The 17,900-nt window shown below is 39.8% G+C and carries 16 protein-coding genes; 12 read left to right on the forward strand and 4 right to left on the reverse strand.

Features of this window, described 5'->3' with window-relative positions:
• Positions 1 to 54: 54 nt before the first annotated feature.
• The 3 genes from AAC026_RS11405 to glmS are packed head-to-tail and all read left to right on the forward strand — an operon-like array spanning position 55 to position 4,032.
• Positions 55 to 867, forward strand: a complete 813-nt coding sequence (locus tag AAC026_RS11405) for a glycogen/starch synthase (protein WP_339698055.1) — start codon at positions 55 to 57, stop codon at positions 865 to 867.
• Positions 860 to 2,152, forward strand: a complete 1,293-nt coding sequence (locus tag AAC026_RS11410; RefSeq protein ID WP_339698057.1) for a DUF4270 family protein — start codon at positions 860 to 862, stop codon at positions 2,150 to 2,152. The genes AAC026_RS11405 and AAC026_RS11410 overlap by 8 nt, the downstream gene beginning before the upstream one ends.
• Positions 2,153 to 2,196: 44 nt before the next feature.
• Positions 2,197 to 4,032, forward strand: coding sequence for a glutamine--fructose-6-phosphate transaminase (isomerizing) (glmS, locus tag AAC026_RS11415; RefSeq protein WP_339607573.1), 1,836 nt, complete (start codon positions 2,197 to 2,199; stop codon positions 4,030 to 4,032).
• Between the two features lie 51 nt (positions 4,033 to 4,083).
• On the opposite strand, the gene AAC026_RS11420 is transcribed toward glmS, so the two are convergent.
• Positions 4,084 to 4,752, reverse strand: a complete 669-nt coding sequence (locus tag AAC026_RS11420; RefSeq protein ID WP_339698059.1) for a 3-hydroxyacyl-CoA dehydrogenase family protein — start codon at positions 4,750 to 4,752, stop codon at positions 4,084 to 4,086.
• Positions 4,753 to 4,801: 49 nt separating this feature from the next.
• Between AAC026_RS11420 and AAC026_RS11425 the strand changes: the two genes are divergently transcribed.
• From AAC026_RS11425 to AAC026_RS11435, 3 genes are all read left to right on the forward strand, one after another.
• The gene (locus AAC026_RS11425) at positions 4,802 to 5,185 is read left to right on the forward strand and encodes a RidA family protein (RefSeq protein WP_339607575.1); all 384 of its coding nucleotides are present in this window, start codon (positions 4,802 to 4,804) and stop codon (positions 5,183 to 5,185) included.
• A 92-nt stretch (positions 5,186 to 5,277) separates the two neighbouring features.
• Positions 5,278 to 6,792 (forward strand): glutamate--tRNA ligase, encoded by a 1,515-nt coding sequence (gltX, locus tag AAC026_RS11430; protein ID WP_339698061.1) that lies wholly within the window; start codon positions 5,278 to 5,280, stop codon positions 6,790 to 6,792.
• 39 nt (positions 6,793 to 6,831) lie between these two features.
• Positions 6,832 to 7,053: a hypothetical protein gene (locus AAC026_RS11435; RefSeq protein WP_339607577.1), complete on the forward strand. Its 222-nt coding sequence runs from the start codon at positions 6,832 to 6,834 to the stop codon at positions 7,051 to 7,053.
• A 26-nt stretch (positions 7,054 to 7,079) separates the two neighbouring features.
• Here AAC026_RS11435 and AAC026_RS11440 read toward each other — a convergent pair whose 3' ends face one another.
• Positions 7,080 to 8,075, reverse strand: coding sequence for a hypothetical protein (locus tag AAC026_RS11440; RefSeq protein WP_339698063.1), 996 nt, complete (start codon positions 8,073 to 8,075; stop codon positions 7,080 to 7,082).
• Between the two features lie 33 nt (positions 8,076 to 8,108).
• On the opposite strand from AAC026_RS11440, the gene AAC026_RS11445 reads away from it, so the two are divergent.
• From AAC026_RS11445 to chrA, 6 genes are read left to right on the forward strand one after another with little or no spacing between them, the layout of a single operon-like run.
• The gene (locus tag AAC026_RS11445; RefSeq protein WP_339698065.1) at positions 8,109 to 8,432 is read left to right on the forward strand and encodes a 2Fe-2S iron-sulfur cluster-binding protein; all 324 of its coding nucleotides are present in this window, start codon (positions 8,109 to 8,111) and stop codon (positions 8,430 to 8,432) included.
• Position 8,433: 1 nt separating this feature from the next.
• Positions 8,434 to 9,039, forward strand: coding sequence for a thymidine kinase (locus tag AAC026_RS11450; protein ID WP_339698068.1), 606 nt, complete (start codon positions 8,434 to 8,436; stop codon positions 9,037 to 9,039).
• The gene (locus tag AAC026_RS11455) at positions 9,036 to 11,291 is read left to right on the forward strand and encodes a two-component regulator propeller domain-containing protein (RefSeq protein ID WP_339698071.1); all 2,256 of its coding nucleotides are present in this window, start codon (positions 9,036 to 9,038) and stop codon (positions 11,289 to 11,291) included. Before AAC026_RS11450 ends, AAC026_RS11455 begins: the two co-directional genes overlap by 4 nt.
• Positions 11,291 to 11,980, forward strand: a complete 690-nt coding sequence (recO, locus tag AAC026_RS11460; protein WP_339698074.1) for a DNA repair protein RecO — start codon at positions 11,291 to 11,293, stop codon at positions 11,978 to 11,980. Before AAC026_RS11455 ends, recO begins: the two co-directional genes overlap by 1 nt.
• Before the next feature lie 53 nt (positions 11,981 to 12,033).
• On the forward strand, positions 12,034 to 13,008 hold the full coding sequence (locus AAC026_RS11465) for a 2-oxoglutarate and iron-dependent oxygenase domain-containing protein (protein ID WP_339698077.1): 975 nt from the start codon (positions 12,034 to 12,036) through the stop codon (positions 13,006 to 13,008).
• A 15-nt stretch (positions 13,009 to 13,023) separates the two neighbouring features.
• The gene (chrA, locus tag AAC026_RS11470) at positions 13,024 to 14,208 is read left to right on the forward strand and encodes a chromate efflux transporter (protein ID WP_339698080.1); all 1,185 of its coding nucleotides are present in this window, start codon (positions 13,024 to 13,026) and stop codon (positions 14,206 to 14,208) included.
• Between the two features lie 57 nt (positions 14,209 to 14,265).
• Here the strand turns inward: chrA and AAC026_RS11475 are convergent, their stop codons facing one another.
• Positions 14,266 to 15,168 (reverse strand): LD-carboxypeptidase, encoded by a 903-nt coding sequence (locus AAC026_RS11475; RefSeq protein ID WP_339698083.1) that lies wholly within the window; start codon positions 15,166 to 15,168, stop codon positions 14,266 to 14,268.
• 74 nt (positions 15,169 to 15,242) lie between these two features.
• Positions 15,243 to 17,864, reverse strand: coding sequence for an ATP-dependent chaperone ClpB (clpB, locus tag AAC026_RS11480; protein ID WP_339698085.1), 2,622 nt, complete (start codon positions 17,862 to 17,864; stop codon positions 15,243 to 15,245).
• Positions 17,865 to 17,900: the final 36 nt, after the last annotated feature.

The following is a 17,900-nucleotide window of genomic DNA, read 5'->3' on the forward strand; positions in this document are numbered from 1 at the left end:
GAGTAATTTTGTGCTCATTTTCTAAATGAAGGTGTCATTAAATTTCCATTAATTATGTCAAAATTTCGAATTCTTTACGTTGCGAGTGAGATCAATCCCTTCCTAGAAACCTCTGCTGTTGCTGATTTTGTGAGAAAACTTCCACAGGCAATGCAGGAGAGGGGTATGGAGATCAGGATTTTGGTTCCTCGTTTCGGGCTTATTAACGAAAGAAAAAACAGACTGCATGAAGTGGTCAGGCTTTCAGGTATTAACATTTCTGTGGGTGATGAGGAAAAACCTTTAGTAATTAAGGTAGCATCAATCCCAAATGCGAAACTTCAAGTCTACTTTATTGACAATGAAGATTATTTCCATAGAAAATCTGTTTTCGTTGATAAGGAAAATAATTTTTACGCAGATAATGATGAAAGAGCAATTTTCTTCTGTAAAGGCGTTCTTGAAACGGTGAAGAAACTAGGGTGGGCTCCAGATATAGTGCATTGTAACGACTGGATGACTAGTTTGATTCCTATGTATTTGAAGACTACCTATAAGAATGATCCGATATTTCAAAATACGAAATCGATCTTTACTATCTATAACAATGCGTTCTCGCATCAATTTGATGCCGATTTGCTAGATAAAGTGAAGATGATGGACATTGATGATAGCATGCTGGAGAACTTGAAATCTGCAGATTTTGCTGGATTTATTAAGACTGGCGCTGAATATGCAGACGCGGTTATTAGGGCTGAAGAAGAGGGGCATGAAGGCTTAAATGACCTTGTGGCCGAAATTGAAAAGCTTAAGAAAGTAGATACAATAGAGAAAGATGATAATTTCTTAGACTCTTATTATAACTTATATAATGAACTTGTTGGGTAAGATTAAAAGCATTGGGGCCTTATTATTGGGCCTCACTCTTTTGTTTTCTTGTGAGAAGAATGGAGATTTTGGGTTTGGGTCAGATGATGTTTCACCAGTTGAATTTTCGGTAGAGTCAGTAGGTACTACCTCGTCCGTTGTTTTGTTAGATTCTATATCGTCTACAAATCTGGGTGTTGGTTTTATTGGGAATATTGATGATCCAGATGTAGGAAAACTTAAGGCTACCAGTTATGCGAAGATGGAGCTGAACGTTAGTGATATAAAAGATATTTCTGAAGAAGCTATTTTGGACAGCGTTAAGTTGAGCATTAAGTTTGGCTATCTCTATAAAGACTTCGCGAAAACGGCTCGCTTAAAGGTGAGTTTGCTATCTGAACAAATAGAGGATACGCTACACATCACAACAAATAGTACCGCTATTTCTAATCAATTAGTAGTCTCAGGAAATATTCTAATTGATGAGCTTGATTCTATTTATACAATTGATGTAAACATGGATTTTGCTGAAGAACTGTTTGAACTGATGAGAAATAAAAGTCCAGAAGTAGCAACACAAGAAGCTTTTGAGACAGCCTTTCCAGGCTTAGCCTTTCAAACACAGGATAATTCATCAAACGCATATGGAATAGTTTTAGAACCAGAATCGTCAAAGATTGACTTTTATTACAGTGAAGTGTCGAGTACGGGTGCTGTTAATGTACCAGCAACCCATCAAATAACAATTGGAGACCTTACTCATTATTATGGGTTGGAGCTTGATCGCTCAGGAACCGCATTAGAGGGGTTGACAACTACTAATCAAGAGTATTCACCAAGTTCTGGTTTGAGATATATTCAAGCAGGTGCTGGAGTTGTAACTAAAATAAATTTCTCAGAGTTGGAGACTTTTGCCAATTTAAAACCTGATGTGATAGTCAATACAGCTCAAGTTACTATTGGGCCAATTGAGGAACCAGTTGATGGAGTTACTCCCCCTACTAGACTTTTATTGTTGCTTACTGATTCTGGAAATAAAGCCATTCGAGATGGTCAGAACTTTAGAGCAATACAGCAAGATGGAGCGAACCCAATCGGGAGCGGAACTCCTTTGCTACTTCTTTACGATGATGAAACAAAAATCTATACAGGATCTATAACTTCATTTGTAGGGTATTACATTTCCGATGTATTTAGAAGAAATCAGTTTTTCATTGCACCTCCATCGATTAATGGTGAGCTAGGAAGCTTGGTATTTCGCCCTGAAGATTTTAAACTTAAAGTTTTCTACTCTGAACTTAAATAGCGGAAGTCAACTTCTTATATTTATCTCGAAAAAAATAAACGTATATGTGCGGAATAGTTGGGTATTTAGGCCATAGAGAAGCTTATCCAGTAATAATCAAGGGATTACAGCGCTTGGAGTATCGAGGTTATGATAGTGCCGGAGTTGCTTTGTTAAACGGTGACTTAAATGTTTATAAGAAAAAGGGGAAAGTAGCTGATCTGCATGATTTTGCTAAAGGGAAAAACCTAAATAGTAATATTGGAATTGGGCATACACGCTGGGCCACTCATGGAGAGCCAAATGATAAAAATGCTCACCCTCACCTTTCTAATTCTGGAAAATTAGCAATGATCCATAACGGGATTATTGAAAACTATTCATCACTTAAAACAGACTTAATTGAAAAGGGGTTTGATTTCAAAAGTGATACAGATTCTGAGGTATTTATAAATTTTATTGAAGACATTTATTTAAACTCTGAAGTTAGTCTTGCTGAAGCTGTTCGTCTTGCTTTGAATAAAGTAGTTGGAGCATATGCTATTGCAATTATCTCTTTAGAGGACCCAAACTTGATGATTGCCGCCCGTAAAGGGAGTCCGTTGGTGGTAGGTCTAGGGAAGGATGAATTCTTCCTCGCTTCAGATGCCACACCTATTATCGAGTACACTAACGAAGTAGTATACCTAGATGATCAAGAGATTGCCATTATTAAGGACGGGCAACTTACGATTAAGAATGTCTCTGATGTTGAAATGACTCCTTATGTTCAAACCATCGATATTCAGTTAGAGGCGATTGAAAAAGGTGGTTACGACCACTTTATGTTAAAAGAGATTTTTGAGCAACCAAAATCTATAGGCGACTGTCTTAGAGGTCGACTTCAAGCCAAGGAAGGTAAGTTGGTGTTGGGTGGCATTTTTGACTACGTGACCAAAATGGTCAATGCCGATAGAATCCTGATTATCGCTTGCGGAACATCCTGGCATGCTGGTTTGGTTGCAGAGTACATATTTGAGGAGTTCTGTCGAATTCCTGTAGAAGTAGAATATGCATCTGAATTCAGATATAGAAATCCGATTGTAAATGAGAAGGATGTAGTGATTGCTATTTCTCAATCTGGCGAAACTGCAGATACTTTGGCAGCAATTGAGTTGGCTAAATCCAAAGGAGCAACCATCATAGGTGTTTGTAACGTGGTGGGATCTTCAATTGCAAGAGCTACACATGCGGGTTCATATACACATGCGGGTCCTGAAATTGGCGTAGCAAGTACTAAGGCATTTACTGCTCAAATTTCGGTGCTTTCTATGATGGCTTTGATGATTGCTGAAAAGAAAGGCTCTCTTTCTGAAAGTAAATACAGAGCATTACTGTTTGAACTGGAGTCAGTACCAGAAAAAGTGGCTAAGGCTTTATTGCTAAATGATCAGCTTGAAGAGATCGCGAAGGTGTTTAAAGATGCTAGAAACTTCTTATACTTAGGAAGAGGGTTTAACTTCCCTGTTGCCCTAGAAGGAGCTTTAAAACTTAAGGAAATTTCTTACATACATGCCGAAGGCTATCCTGCTGCTGAAATGAAGCACGGCCCTATCGCTTTGATAGACGAAGAAATGCCTGTAGTGGTAATTGCTACCAAAGACAGTAGTTATGAGAAGATTGTTTCTAACGTTCAAGAGGTAAAAGCAAGAAAAGGTAAGGTGATTGCAGTCGTTTCTGAAGGTGATACCGAGATTCCTAAAATGGCTGATTATGTGATTGAAGTGCCGCATATTAGCGATGCTTTAATGCCACTTATTGCCGTAATTCCATTACAACTCTTATCATACCATATTGCGGTAATGAGAGGCTGTAATGTAGATCAGCCGAGAAATTTGGCCAAATCGGTTACTGTGGAATAATAGAAACTGAAAATATAATGAAGGAAAAGGGAGTTTATTAAGCTCCTTTTTTTAATGTATAATGCGGCTTAAGTATTCCTTTTTAAGCATTGGGCAAATTTTATATCGCTCTTCTTTGGTGTCTTCATAGATAGCTTCTAGCACTTCATAAACATTGTTGATACCAATGTTTTCACACCATTCGAAGGGTCCAAAAGGATAATTTGTGCCTAACTTCATTCCTGTATCTATAGCCTCTTTTGAGGCTGTGCCTTCCTGAAGTGTATAAAAAGCTTCATTAATAATCATGAAGATGATTCTAGGCGTTACCATGCCAACTCGGTCTTCAACCAGTTCAAAATCCGTATCTAGTTTTTTGCATAAGGTTTCCAAACCTGATTTGGCTTTATCGTTCAAAACCGAAACTTCTAGAATCTCCCGATTTAAGAAAGTAGGTAGGCCGTTGAAGCCATAAAGGTTACAGTTTACCTCTTCTTGATAATAGGCTAACTCAGTTAGAGAAATTTTCGGGGCGTTTACAAATAGATTAAGCTCTTCGTAAGCACTAAATATCTCGAATTGCTCAGGGCTATCACCAATAAAGAAGTCAAAAACACAATCAAATGCGGAGAGATCTTCTTCGAAGTCATAGTTCGTTTCGAAACGGCAGTCATGTCCCGTTTTAAATTTTAACTCAAACTCTTCAATATTCTGCTCCGTACCAATGACTAAAACTTTCATAATTGTGTAATTTGCCCCAAAATTATTCATTAAATCAAACAATCCGAACATGTCGAAAATAATCGTAAATAGCCCAGACGCTCCAGCACCAATAGGGCCTTATAGCCAAGCCGTTAAAGCCGGTAATACATTATATGTCTCAGGGCAAATTCCTTTTGATCAAGCCACTGGCGAAATGATCAATGAGAACATTACAGAAGAAACTCATCAAGTAATGAAGAACATTGAGGCTATTCTTTCAGAAGCTGGAATGACCTTCAACAACATTGTGAAGTGTTCAATCTTCATTAAAGACATGAATCAGTTTGCTACTATTAATGAGGCTTATGGCGTTTATTTTAAAACGAACCCTCCGGCCAGAGAATGTGTTGAAGTGGCAAGACTTCCGAAGGACGTGAATGTAGAAATTTCTTGTATCGCGGTAGAAGTTTAAGGTAGAGAATAATTTCAATTCGCTGTAAATCAATCAGTCAATCTTAGTGATGGACTTGACTTTTGCGTATTTTTGCGGCCAAATTAAAGTACATGAGTGTTAGAGTAAGGTTTGCTCCCAGCCCAACGGGAGCTCTGCATATTGGAGGAGTAAGAACAGCCCTTTACAATTATCTTTTAGCTAAAAAAAGTGGTGGACAATTCATAATTAGAATTGAAGATACCGATCAATCGCGTTATGTTGAAGGGGCTGAAGATTACATTCTCAATGCTTTAGAGTGGTGTGGAATTGTGCCAGATGAAGGCCCAAAGACTGGTGGAGATTATGGCCCATATCGTCAGTCAGATCGAAAATCATTCTATAAGCAATATGCTGATAAATTGATTTCCGAAGGCAAGGCGTATTATGCGTTTGATACTCCTGAAGAGTTGGATGAAATGCGCGAGCGACTTAAAGAAGCCCGCATGGCAAACCCACAGTATAATGCCATCAGCAGAAATCAAATGAAAAACTCGCTTACAATGTCGGCTGAAGAGGTTAACCAGAAATTGGAATCAGGCGAGCAATATGTGATACGTTTTAAAATGCCCAAAAATGACGATGTCCGCTTTAAGGATGTAGTTAGGGATTGGGTAGTGGTAAATACCACCACGCTAGATGACAAGGTGCTGATGAAGTCAGACGGAATGCCTACTTATCATTTAGCCAATATTGTGGATGACCACTTGATGGAGATTACTCATGTTATCCGTGGAGAAGAATGGTTGCCCTCGGCTCCTTTACACGTTTTACTGTATGAAGCCTTCGGTTGGCAAGCACCTCAGTTTGCCCATTTACCATTGTTACTCAAGCCTGACGGAAACGGTAAGTTAAGCAAACGAGCAGCAGACCAATTGGGCTTTCCAATATTTCCATTGAACTGGACAGACCCTGAAACAGGCGAGTTATCTAAAGGCTTTAAAGAGTCAGGTTACTTGCCTGAAGCATTTATGAATTTCTTGTCATTATTGGGTTGGAACCCAGGAACTGAGCAGGAGCTATTTTCAATGGAGGAATTGATTTCTGAATTTTCGTTAGAACGAATCAATAAGTCAGGAGCAAAGTTCGATATTGAAAAAGCCAAGTGGTTTAATCAGCAGTATTTAAAAAATAAGTCGAATGACGAGTTGGCCCAAATGCTCAAGGCAGAAACAAATATTGACGTAGATTTTGAGCTGTTAAGTACAATTGCTGGCTCAATGAAGGAGCGTATTACGTTTATTTCTGACATTGTAGAGAGCGGTGACTTCTTTTTTAATGCTCCCCAAACCTATGACGAGAAAACAGTTAATAAAAAATGGACGACAGAAGCGGTTCATAAATTAACCGATTTCGCAAATGAAATGGGCCAACTTGAGAACATTAGCCCAGAAGAGGCCAAAGAAAAGTTCATTGCGGTTTTATCAAAAGATAATACTCCGCTCGGAAAGGTGATGCCAGCATTGCGTCTGGCTCTAACCGGTGCTGGAGGAGGACCAGATTTAATGGAGATCATTTCAATTTTGGGTACAAAAGAAACAGCCTCTAGGATTAGAAAAGCAATTGAAGTGCTGAAAACTTCAAATTAGTAAGGTTGATTATTATTAATTAGGTCAAGCAAATTGAATATGGCAAGGAAAAAGGATAACAAGCAAAAGGATCAAAAACCACGAGTGAATAAAGAACTAGAAGGAATGGAAATTCGAATCGATTCCTTCGGAGAAATCCATAATTCTTTGTCGATTGATAAGATCAATGAATTCTTGAACAAGAATGTTGATGATAAGAAACTCCGTGATCGAGACGACCTTGACGAGATCAAAGGAGAGGGAAGTGATGAAGAGGAATAAAGATTCCTCTTCTCAAAACCTCTAAATCAGTTAAATCTTCTTTTCAGCACTTGAATAAAGGCGTCCATTTCATCGCCTTCAATATCCCATTTTTTATTGTAGGGCTGAGTTTTTGCCAGCGCCTCATCTACACTGTTTGCAGTGTCCAGTTCCTCTAAAACCTTTGACATTAAAGCTTGATCTCCTTCAAAAAGTGTTTTAGTAAACATAATACGCTCATTAATAGTCAAGCTTTTCTCTAGAGCCTGAGTCGAGTTTTTCTGAAGTTTTTCTGCTAAGGTTGGTGTATGAGATGTTCCGTTAAATCGATCGTTGACAGTTTCTTTACCATTTTCATGCTTGGCCGCTACTGTGTTTTTTGCTTCTGGTGTTTCTTCTATTTCAGGAGTAAAAACAGGAGGGGGAGTAGGTTCAACAGCTTGTTCTTTTTTGAAAAGAAGGTCTAATTTGCTTTCTGACTTTAACTTTTGAAGAAATTCCTGTGGCTCAGGAATATCAAAATGAGAACTCATTGAATCAAACAAATTCCCCAGATAGGCTGGGTTGATTGGAGTTTTGGCTGTATCGTGAATTAACTTGAACCCTTCTACATGCGTTTTTATATACCTCAACTTTCCTTTAGGTAGACTTTCTTTTTTCGAATCAAACCAATAGTTCAGTACATAGGTTTTTGGAGCAAAGGTCAATAGTATTGTTGCTTCAATAGCACGGGTTAAGAGCGGTTCTAGATGCCCCCTGCCTATACTAATATGTTCAGAAAGCGTATTCATAAATTCTTTAAGGGCTATTTGAACCTCTTCTGCTTCATAATTAAAGTATGGGCTTCTTAGTCTGGCTATTTCGGCTTGCCATTGTGTAAAAAGTGCCTCAATTATAAATGAATTAACTTGTCTTACATCGGTAAGGCTCATAATTGCCTCACCGCTTATTTTATCTTTTCCAGCAAAAAACTCAGTACATATGGTTGCAGCAGTGGCAGTAGAAAAACTCGAGATTGATTCTTGCTTTAGCTTGTAGCTCATGGCTTATTTCTTTTGTTTTGTAAATTAAAAATTATGGGACAGATCACTATTGAAAACCTGAACAATAAAGAGATTTCTAACACAGATAACTCTAAATCGGTACTGGATATTATTCACGAAAGCGGAATCGACTGGATGCACGCTTGCGGTAAAAAAGGCCGTTGTACCACATGTAAAATTATAGTAGTAGAAGGAGCAGACCAACTGAGTCCGATTGAAGAAACTGAACAACTGCTTTTCGATGCAGGTAAGCTTCAATCAGGTGAACGTGTGGCTTGTCAGGCAAAGTTACTGGGTGATGTGAAAATTCGCGTAGCTGACAAAAATAAATTTCCTCATATGACCTATACTGCATAGTATGTTTATCGAGCCACAGGGTAAAATAGCAGGAGAGCATACATCAGGAACCATCGAGGTGGTTTGTGGCTGTATGTTTTCTGGAAAAACGGAGGAGCTAATTAGGCGCCTCCGTAGGGCTACTATTGCCAAACAGAATGTGGAAATCTTTAAACCGGCTATCGATACACGTTATGATGTGGAGAATGTAGTTTCACACAACAATACCGTAATTAGATCTACACCAGTACAGTTCGCTTCGGATATTTTGCTGTTGTGTGGTGAAAGCGATGTGGTAGGAATTGACGAGGCCCAATTTTTTGATGATCAAATAATTGATGTCTGCAGAACCATGGCCAATAATGGAAAGCGGGTAATTGTAGCAGGTCTGGACATGGACGCTCAAGGAAATCCTTTTGGCCCTATGCCTCAGTTACTTGCAATTGCAGAATTTGTAACCAAATTACATGCTATTTGTACGGTAAGCGGCAGTTTGGCATCGTTCTCATACAAACTTTCCGATTCTGAAAAGACTGTGGAGCTTGGTGAGAAAGATATTTACGAAGCCCGAAACCGTAAATACTTTTATCAAGGGCTCGAAGAAAAAAAGAAGAACAAGAAAAAGTGATCAAACGCCTGTTTAGTCTGACTTTAGGAGCGATCATGCTCCTTGCAGTGCAAACCAGTTTTGCACAAGGTCAGATTCCAGTTTTCAACTGGCGGTCGCATATTAGTTATAATAATGTGATTGACATTGCTGCTGCAGGTGAGCTCATTTATGTAGCTTCTCCCAATGGACTTTTTTTTGTAGACTTATCTGAAAGCACTACCAATCGCTTGACCAAAAGCGATGGACTTTCTGATATAAGCATTGGAGCTATTGGTTACGACCCCACTTCTAAAACGCTTGTGATTGGTTACGCTAATGGTAATATTGATTTATTTTCAGGAAATTCAATTCATAATATCAGAACGGTTCTAGAAGCACCAACCACCACAAATAAAAGCTATAAACACATTGGTTTTAGAAATGGGAAGGCCTATTTGTCTGGCAATTTAGGTATTATAGTACTGGACCTTTCTTCGGAAGAAATTATTGAGTCTTACCAAAATATTGGAGCAAACGGAGAAAACGTAAGCGTATCGGAAACCGTATTTACGAACGATAGAATTTATGCCGCTACCGAAAGCGGGATTCTTTCTGCGAGCTTAGCAGATGGAATAAATCGTCAGGACTACAGCAGTTGGACGCGAGCGTTTTCTGGAATTTCGTTTTCTAATATTGCTGTAATTGGTGCTGAGCTTTTTGCCAACTCGGCTTCTGATTTATTTTCATTTGATGGAACAAGCTGGAGCTACCTGTTGTCTGCCGATAGTGATATTAACGATATTGATGATAACGCTGGAACAGCCATTATACTCACCTCTTCCAGTATTTCTAGTATTCAAAATAATCAGTTGAATAATCTTTACACCTTCCCAACACAAGGCGTTTTACGAAACGAATTGTTACGTTATCAAGACTTTTGGTGGGTGGGCGATGGCCTTGAGGGTTTACTTAAAATAGAAAACAATGGTCAGCAGTCATTCAAACCCTCTGGCCCAGCCAACGATGCAACTTGGTTGGTTGGAAACTTTGAAAATCAGGCCTTTAAGCTTTCTGGTGGCTTCGATGAAAATATTTCTGCCTTGAATAGACCTTCTTATATTTCTACCTTTTCTTTTGAAGAAGGCTGGAAAAACTTGGCTATCATGAATAGTCAAGGAGATAGCATTCAAGATTTACTGGATTTCGAATCCATTTCTTTTTCAGGAGAGAACAAGTTGATTTTAGCTTCATTTACTGAAGGACTTTATTCATTTGTTGAAGGAAACGCTCAACCAGTAGAAGACTTTTCTCCCAATACTACTTTGAGTGAAGGTATAGGCAACTTCAAGATTACGGGCTTAGCAAAGAATGAAAACTCACTTTGGGTAACCAACTATGGAACATCCAATTCGCTGCACGAATGGAATTTCATGGATAATATTTGGCGCTCTTATTCTCTGACCAACTCTCGAGCAAGGTATTCGGTTTCACTTTTCATTGCACCCAATGGTGATAAATGGCTTCCTATAGACGATAGTCGTGGAGGCGGAATTGTGGTTTTTAATGAAACCAGCAAGACCGAACGATATTTAAACACCAATGGTGGGCAAGGTGGTTTGCCAGGTAGTAAGGTTACATCATTGGTTCTGGATGATAACCAATTTTTGTGGGTGGGGACAGACGAAGGAATTGCCTTTTTCCCAAACCTAAATGCCATTCTTCAGGGGCAGGCACTAACTGCCAGTATTCCCATTTATGAAAATCGCCTTTTGCTTCGCGATGAAAATATTACTGCCGTGGCAATCGACCCAGCCAATCGCAAATGGTTCGGAACGAAGAATAACGGGCTTTGGCTGTTTAGCGAAACGGGTGAAGAGTTGGTGCAAAGGTTTACCACCCAAAATAGCTCGCTCATTTCCAATGCAATCACTTCAATTTATGTAGAAGAAATTTCAGGGGAAGTGTTTGTGGGGACAGACAAAGGCTTGGTGTCTTTTAAAAGTGATGCTACTCTAGGTACTTTCGAGCACCAAAATGTAAAGATTTATCCAAACCCTGTACCACCAAATTTCAATGGCCAAATTGTAATCAATGGGCTGGTGAATAATGCGTCTGTAAAGATTACGGACATTTCGGGTAAGCTGGTAAAGGAAACTAAAGCCAATGGCAGCACAGCCATTTGGAACGGCCGCGATAACAACGGTGCAAAAGTGAAAACAGGTGTGTATTTGGTATTCAGCTCGAATGCTGATGGTACAGAAACCTTTGTTGGAAAAATAGTGGTAATCTAATGCTACACCGAACCAGAGGCATAGTTTTAAGCTATATAAAATACAAGGAGACTTCTATTATAGTGCGAATTTTCACAGAAGCTTTTGGTATGCAAAGCTATATTGTAAACAGTGTTCGGAGCGCAAAATCAAGAGGGAAAATGGCACTTTACCAACCGTTGAGCTTACTCGACTTGGTAGTGTATCATAAGAGCGGTAAAGACTTACAGCGAATTTCAGAAACTAAGTTTAGCTATGCATATAGTTCTATTCCTTTCAATCCTCTAAAAACAGGAGTGAGTATTTTTCTAACCGAAATTCTCACTAAAATTCTAAGGGAAGAGTCTGAAAATGAAGGGCTCTATGATTTTGTACATCAGGCCATGGTCATCTTCGACCATTTAGAAACGAACATCAGTAACTTTCACTTACAGTTTTTGATGAAATGTAGCGGCTATTTAGGTTTTGAACCGCAGTCTGCCGAAGGTTTTATTGAAGAACTAGCTGAAAATGGTGTGCATTTTACTACGCTTGAAACTGAAAGGGTTATAATTTCAGCCTTGATGAACAAACCACTGGGAGACGAAATAGCGTTGAGCAGCCAATTAAGACGCGATGTGCTCTCACATATTATTAAGTTTTATCAGATTCACGTGTCGGGTTTAAATGAAATAAAATCTCTTGAAGTACTGAAAGAGGTGTTGAGTTAGTAAACTCTGTCACGATTATTTAATAAATTAGATTGTTTTTAACCATTGCAACAATGAGCGAGAAATTATATGATGAGGTTCCCTCACTAGATTTAGCCGACTTTACATCGGGCGATCCAGCCAAAAAACAAGCATTTGTAGATGCTTTGGGCCAAGCTTATAATAACATAGGCTTTGTGGCTATAAAAAATCACGGGCTTACCGATGCTCAAACACAAAAGCTATACGCTACTATTCAAAAGTTCTTTCTGATGTCTGATGACATCAAACAGAAATACGAGGTGCCGGAGTTAGCGGGGCAACGAGGCTATATTGGGAAGGGGAAAGAGCATGCCAAAGGTCGTAAAACTGGTGACTTGAAAGAGTTTTACCATGTTGGCCAGGAAGTAACCGATGGCGATCCAATCAAAAATGAATATCCAGATAATATTTGGCCAGATGAACTTCCAGAAATGGAGGAGATTGCGCTAGAAGTATATAAAACCATCGAGGCAGCAGGTATAAAAATGTTACAGGCCATTGCGCTTTATTTAGGTTTACCTGAGCATTATTTCGATGATAAAGTAAAGAACGGAAATAGCATTTTGCGCCCTATTCATTACTTCCCAATTGAAAACCCAGATGAAGTGCCTGATGATGCTGTACGTGCGGCTGAGCATGGTGATATTAACTTGATTACCCTGCTGATGGGAGCAAGTGCTGACGGTCTTCAAGTATTGAGAAAAGATGGAAAATGGATTCCGATCACTGCCTTACCAGAGCAATTGGTGGTAAATGTGGGCGATATGCTTTCGCGTCATACCAACAATAAGCTAAAATCTACAATTCATAGGGTGGTGAACCCACCAAGAGAGTTAATGAAAAACAGACGCTTCTCAATTCCGTTTTTTATGCACCCTCGTTCCGATATGGATTTGACCTGCCTAGAAAGCTGTATTGATGCTGATCATCCAAAGTTGTATGACGACATTACGGCTGGTGAGTTTCTGAATGAGCGACTCATTGAATTGGGCTTGAAAAAGAAATAAACTCGCTTAAATTCATTGATAAAGCGCATTCGATACTATATTTTTCTGCGTGATGTTTTGGTCATGGCGGTGAGTGCTTTTGGTGGTGCCCAAGCTCATTTTGCCATGCTCATTAAAATCATGGTGAAGAAAAGAGGCTACCTTACCGAGGAAGAGTTAATAGAATTGAATGCGCTTTGCCAGATTTTACCTGGTCCAACTTCTACCCAAACCATAACCGCCATTGGTTTTAGAATTGGTGGAGCAAATCTAGCCTACCTTACTCTGTTGGTTTGGATGTTACCCGCGGTAGCGGTAATGACAACTGCGGCTATTTTGGTAGACTCTTACCAAACCAAAAATCTCAGCTTAGAATTTACCCGATTTATTCAGCCTATGGCTGTGGGTTTTGTAAGCTATGGCGCCTATATCATTGCATCAAAAGTAGTTACTACCAGAACTGCGGGTGGATTAATGGCACTTTCGGCCATTGTTACCTACTTTATTTCTAAACCGATTGCCTTGCCTTTAGTACTGATTTTTGCAGGAACACTTACAGCATTTAAATACAAAAAGCAGGCACCTGAAGAGAAACAAAAGGTTAAAATCAAATGGGGGAACTTTACCCTTTGGGCCTTGGTGTTGGTAACCGCAGCTGGTTTAGGGGCTGTGACCCAAGATAGGTTTGTGTTGCTTTTTGAAAATTTCTATCGTAACGGAAGTTTGATTTTTGGTGGAGGGCAAGTATTGATTCCCTTCTTACACACAGAGTTTGTAGAGTTTAAAGGCTTCTTGACTTCTGAAGAATTTCTTTCAGGTTTTGCGATGGTACAAGCTGTTCCTGGTCCGGTGTTCTCGGTGAGTTCATTTGTGGGTGCTTTGTCTGTTCGAGAAATGGGCTTGGGCGCACAAATATTGGGTGGTTTTGTAGCAGCATGCGGTATTTTTTTACCTGGTACTTTCTTGATCTTCTTTGTTATTCGCTTTTGGGACGATCTAAAACGCTATCGTGTTGTGAGGGCTTCTTTGGAAGGAATTAACGCGGCCAGTGCGGGAATGGTGGCAGCTGCCGCTTTCGTTCTTTTTCAACCCATTCAGAATAATGTACTGAATGTAAGTGTGATTATTGGCACTTTCTTGATTCTCACCTATACCAAAATACCACCCCCTTTTATCATTTTGGCCGGGCTACTGGCGGGAATTTTTATACCGCATATTTAAGATAGAGGAACAGAATTTTCCAAAAGATTGAAAATTTGGAAAGTTGAATCAAGCGTTTTATACCAGATGAAGATCAAAACTTAAGCTTACATTGCTCTCGTTTACCTCAAAATTTCCAGAAACTCCACAATAAACAGGCAAGTTTCTTTTTTCATGACCTAAAGGAAAGCCATAAGCGATTGGAATATTCAAGCCAGCCAAGTTGCGAGCAATAACCTCCAAGGCTTCAGCCCCAAAACTATCCTTGTGGTCTTTCATTGAAGAAAAATCTCCGATGATTATGCCTGCCAAATTATCAAGCTTTCCAGCCCTTTTTAATTGCACTAGCATCCGGTCTAAATGATAGATGTATTCTCCCACTTCTTCCAAAAAGAGGATTTTGCCTTTGGTTTGAATTTCTGAAGAAGTACCTATGGAGTTGCAAATGATAGATAAATTTCCACCAATAAGTTCGGCATTGGTTTGACCAAGTTGGTTTAAGGGGTGAGGAGGGATGTTGTAATTTACCTTTCCTTCAAAAAGCATAGATTTTAAGCTTTCGGTAGTCAATTCATCCCAATCGAGCGTAACCCCCAATGGGCCATGAATGCAGGCAATTGAACGATTGTTGAGTTCGGTGATCAGGGATGTGATATCGCTAAACCCACAAATCCATTTTGGGTTTTCGAGAAACTTGGCCCAATTGACTTGCTCCAAAATCCTTGTAGTGCCATAGCCGCCACGGGCAATTAGAATGGCTTTGATTTCGGGGTTGTCTAGTGCTTCTTGTAGATCGTGAAGTCTTTGATTGTCTGTTCCTGCAAAATAATGGTCTGTCGCTAAAACGTGTTCACCCAAAACAGGAGTTAATCCCCATTCAGTTAAGGTGTTCACCGCAAAAGTCAAATCAGACTGAATTTTCTTGGCAGGAGCTACTATGGCAATCTTATCGCCTTGACTTAATAATGGAGGGATCAACATGCCCCTAAAGTAAAAAGAAGACGCTTGAATAAGACGTCTTCTTTTAATTTTTATGTTGTTGTAGCTTTGAAAAGCTACAACTCTTCTACTTTTTCAATATTCACAAATTCGATTTCCTTTTCTGGAGTAAGCTCAATACTTACAACGGAATCTTTATCCACTTTACCTGATAAAATCTGCTTTGAAAGTTCGTTCAACACTTTGCGTTGAATCACTCTTTTGAGCGGACGGGCACCGTATTGCGGATCCCAGCCTAACTCTCCAAGGTAATCAAGTACTTCATCAGTAGCTTCAATTTCAATTCCGTTTTCACTCAATTGATTCTGAATTAAGCGAAACTGAATTCTAACAATCTGCCTGATATTATCGCGGTTGAGTGGCATAAACATGATCGTTTCGTCAATCCTGTTTAAGAACTCTGGCCTCACCGATTTCTTCAGCTGATCCATTACTTCAAGCTTGGTTTCATCAATCACATCCAACACGTTTTCTTCGTTAATCGTTGCGAAGTTGTCTTGAATTATAGTCGAGCCAATGTTGGTCGTCATAATGATGATAGTGTTCTTAAAGTTGGCAACACGGCCCTTATTATCTGTTAATCGTCCGTCATCTAACACTTGCAAAAGAATGTTGAAAGCGTCTGGGTGTGCCTTTTCAATCTCATCCAATAAAATTACTGAATAAGGTTTTCTACGCACCGCTTCTGTCAACTGGCCGCCTTCATCGTAGCCTACATAGCCTGGAGGTGCTCCAATCAATCTACTCACTGCATGACGTTCTTGATATTCTGACATATCAATTCTGACCATGTTGTTTTCATCATTGAAAAGGTATTCTGCCAAGGCTTTCGCCAATTCGGTTTTACCAACCCCAGTTGTTCCTAAGAAAATGAAAGAACCAATCGGACGTTTCGGGTCTTGCAAGCCTGCTCTGCTTCTTCGAACCGCATCGGATAAAGCTGTGATTGCTTCTTTTTGTCCCGCTACGCGTTTGCCCAATTCTTCCTCTAGGTGAAGAAGTTTTTCGCGATCAGACTGAAGCATTTTAGAGAGGGGAATTCCAGTCCATTTTGCTACTACTTCCGCAATGTCTTCCGCGTCCACTTCTTCCTTCAGCAAGGTTTTTTCTCCTTGCATCTCTCGCATTAATGCTTTTTGCTCTTCCAGTTTTCTTTCCGCTTCTACGATTTTACCGTAACGTATTTCCGCTACTTTACCGAAATCGCCTTCTCTTTCAGCTTTTTCAGCTTCAGATTTATAGCGGTCTATGTTTTCTTTGGCTTCGCGAATACTGGTGATCACCGATTTCTCGTTTTCCCACTTCGCTTTAAGCCCATCGCGCTTCTCGGAAATCTCGGCAATCTCTTTCGAAAGCACCGTTTCCTTGTCTTTGTTTTTCTCCCTACGGATGGCTTCGCGCTCAATTTCCAATTGCATGATCTTACGGTTCATCTCATCCAATTCCTGAGGAAGAGAGTCCATTTCGATACGCATTTTGGCAGCTGCTTCATCCATTAAGTCAATCGCCTTGTCTGGCAAGAAACGATCAGAGATGTATCGACTTGAAAGCTCTACTGCAGCAATTACTGCGTCATCTTTAATCCTCACTCCGTGGTGCACTTCATACTTCTCCTTAATTCCTCTCAGAATTGAAATGGCGTCATCACGGTCGGGCTCATCGACTACAACAGCCTGGAACCTTCTTTCCAAAGCCTTATCTTTTTCGATGTACTTCTGGTATTCCTTAAGTGTGGTGGCTCCAATGGCATGCAATTCTCCACGTGCTAAAGCGGGTTTTAAAAGGTTGGCAGCATCCATTGCGCCTTCGCCTCCGCCACCTGCTCCAATCAAAGTATGAATCTCATCAATGAAGAGAATGATTTCTCCGGCCGCATCTTGTACTTCCTTAATTACCGCTTTCAAACGCTCTTCAAATTCGCCTTTGTATTTGGCGCCTGCTACCAAAAGTCCCATATCTAAAGAGATAATGGTTTTCGATTTTAGGTTTTCGGGCACGTCACCATCGATGATACGTTGCGCCATACCTTCCACAATAGCCGTTTTACCTACACCTGGTTCACCCAAAAGAATAGGGTTGTTCTTTGTTCTTCTTGAAAGAATTTGAAGCACCCTTCTAATTTCTTCATCACGTCCAATTACGGGATCAATTTTACCTTGGCTAGCGAGTTCATTTAAGTTTTTAGAATACTTGCTCAACGACTGATACTTGGACTCCGCGTTAGCATCGGTAACACTGTTTCCACCGCGTAATTCCTTAATAGCAGCAATCAACTCTTTCTTTCCAAAGCCAACTTCCTTCATTAAGGAGGCTACTTTGTCTTTTCCTGCTAAAAGACCAAGAACGATATGCTCAATGGCAACATATTCATCTTTAAAATCCTTCAAGAACTCTAATGATTTGGTAAGTGCCGAATGGGCATCGTTCGATAAATAGGGTTGCGTGCTGCTTCCGCTTACTTTTGGGTATCCGTTTACTATATCTTCCAGTTTTGTTTCAAACTGTACCTTGTTCACACTCAATTTTTTTATCAAGAAGGAAATAACATTCTCATCTGATAAAAGGATCGCCTTTAAAAGGTGTCCCGGCTCAATGGCCTGCTGCTGATTTCCAGCGGCAAGCTCGGCCGCCTTTTGAATAGCTTCCTGCGATTTGATGGTATATTTTTTAAAATCCATGATTGTTGTTCTCCTTTAAATATTCGCAAGCTTTTA

Source organism: uncultured Roseivirga sp. (genome assembly GCF_963973945.1).
In the GTDB taxonomy this organism is placed as follows: Bacteria; Bacteroidota; Bacteroidia; order Cytophagales; family Cyclobacteriaceae; genus Roseivirga.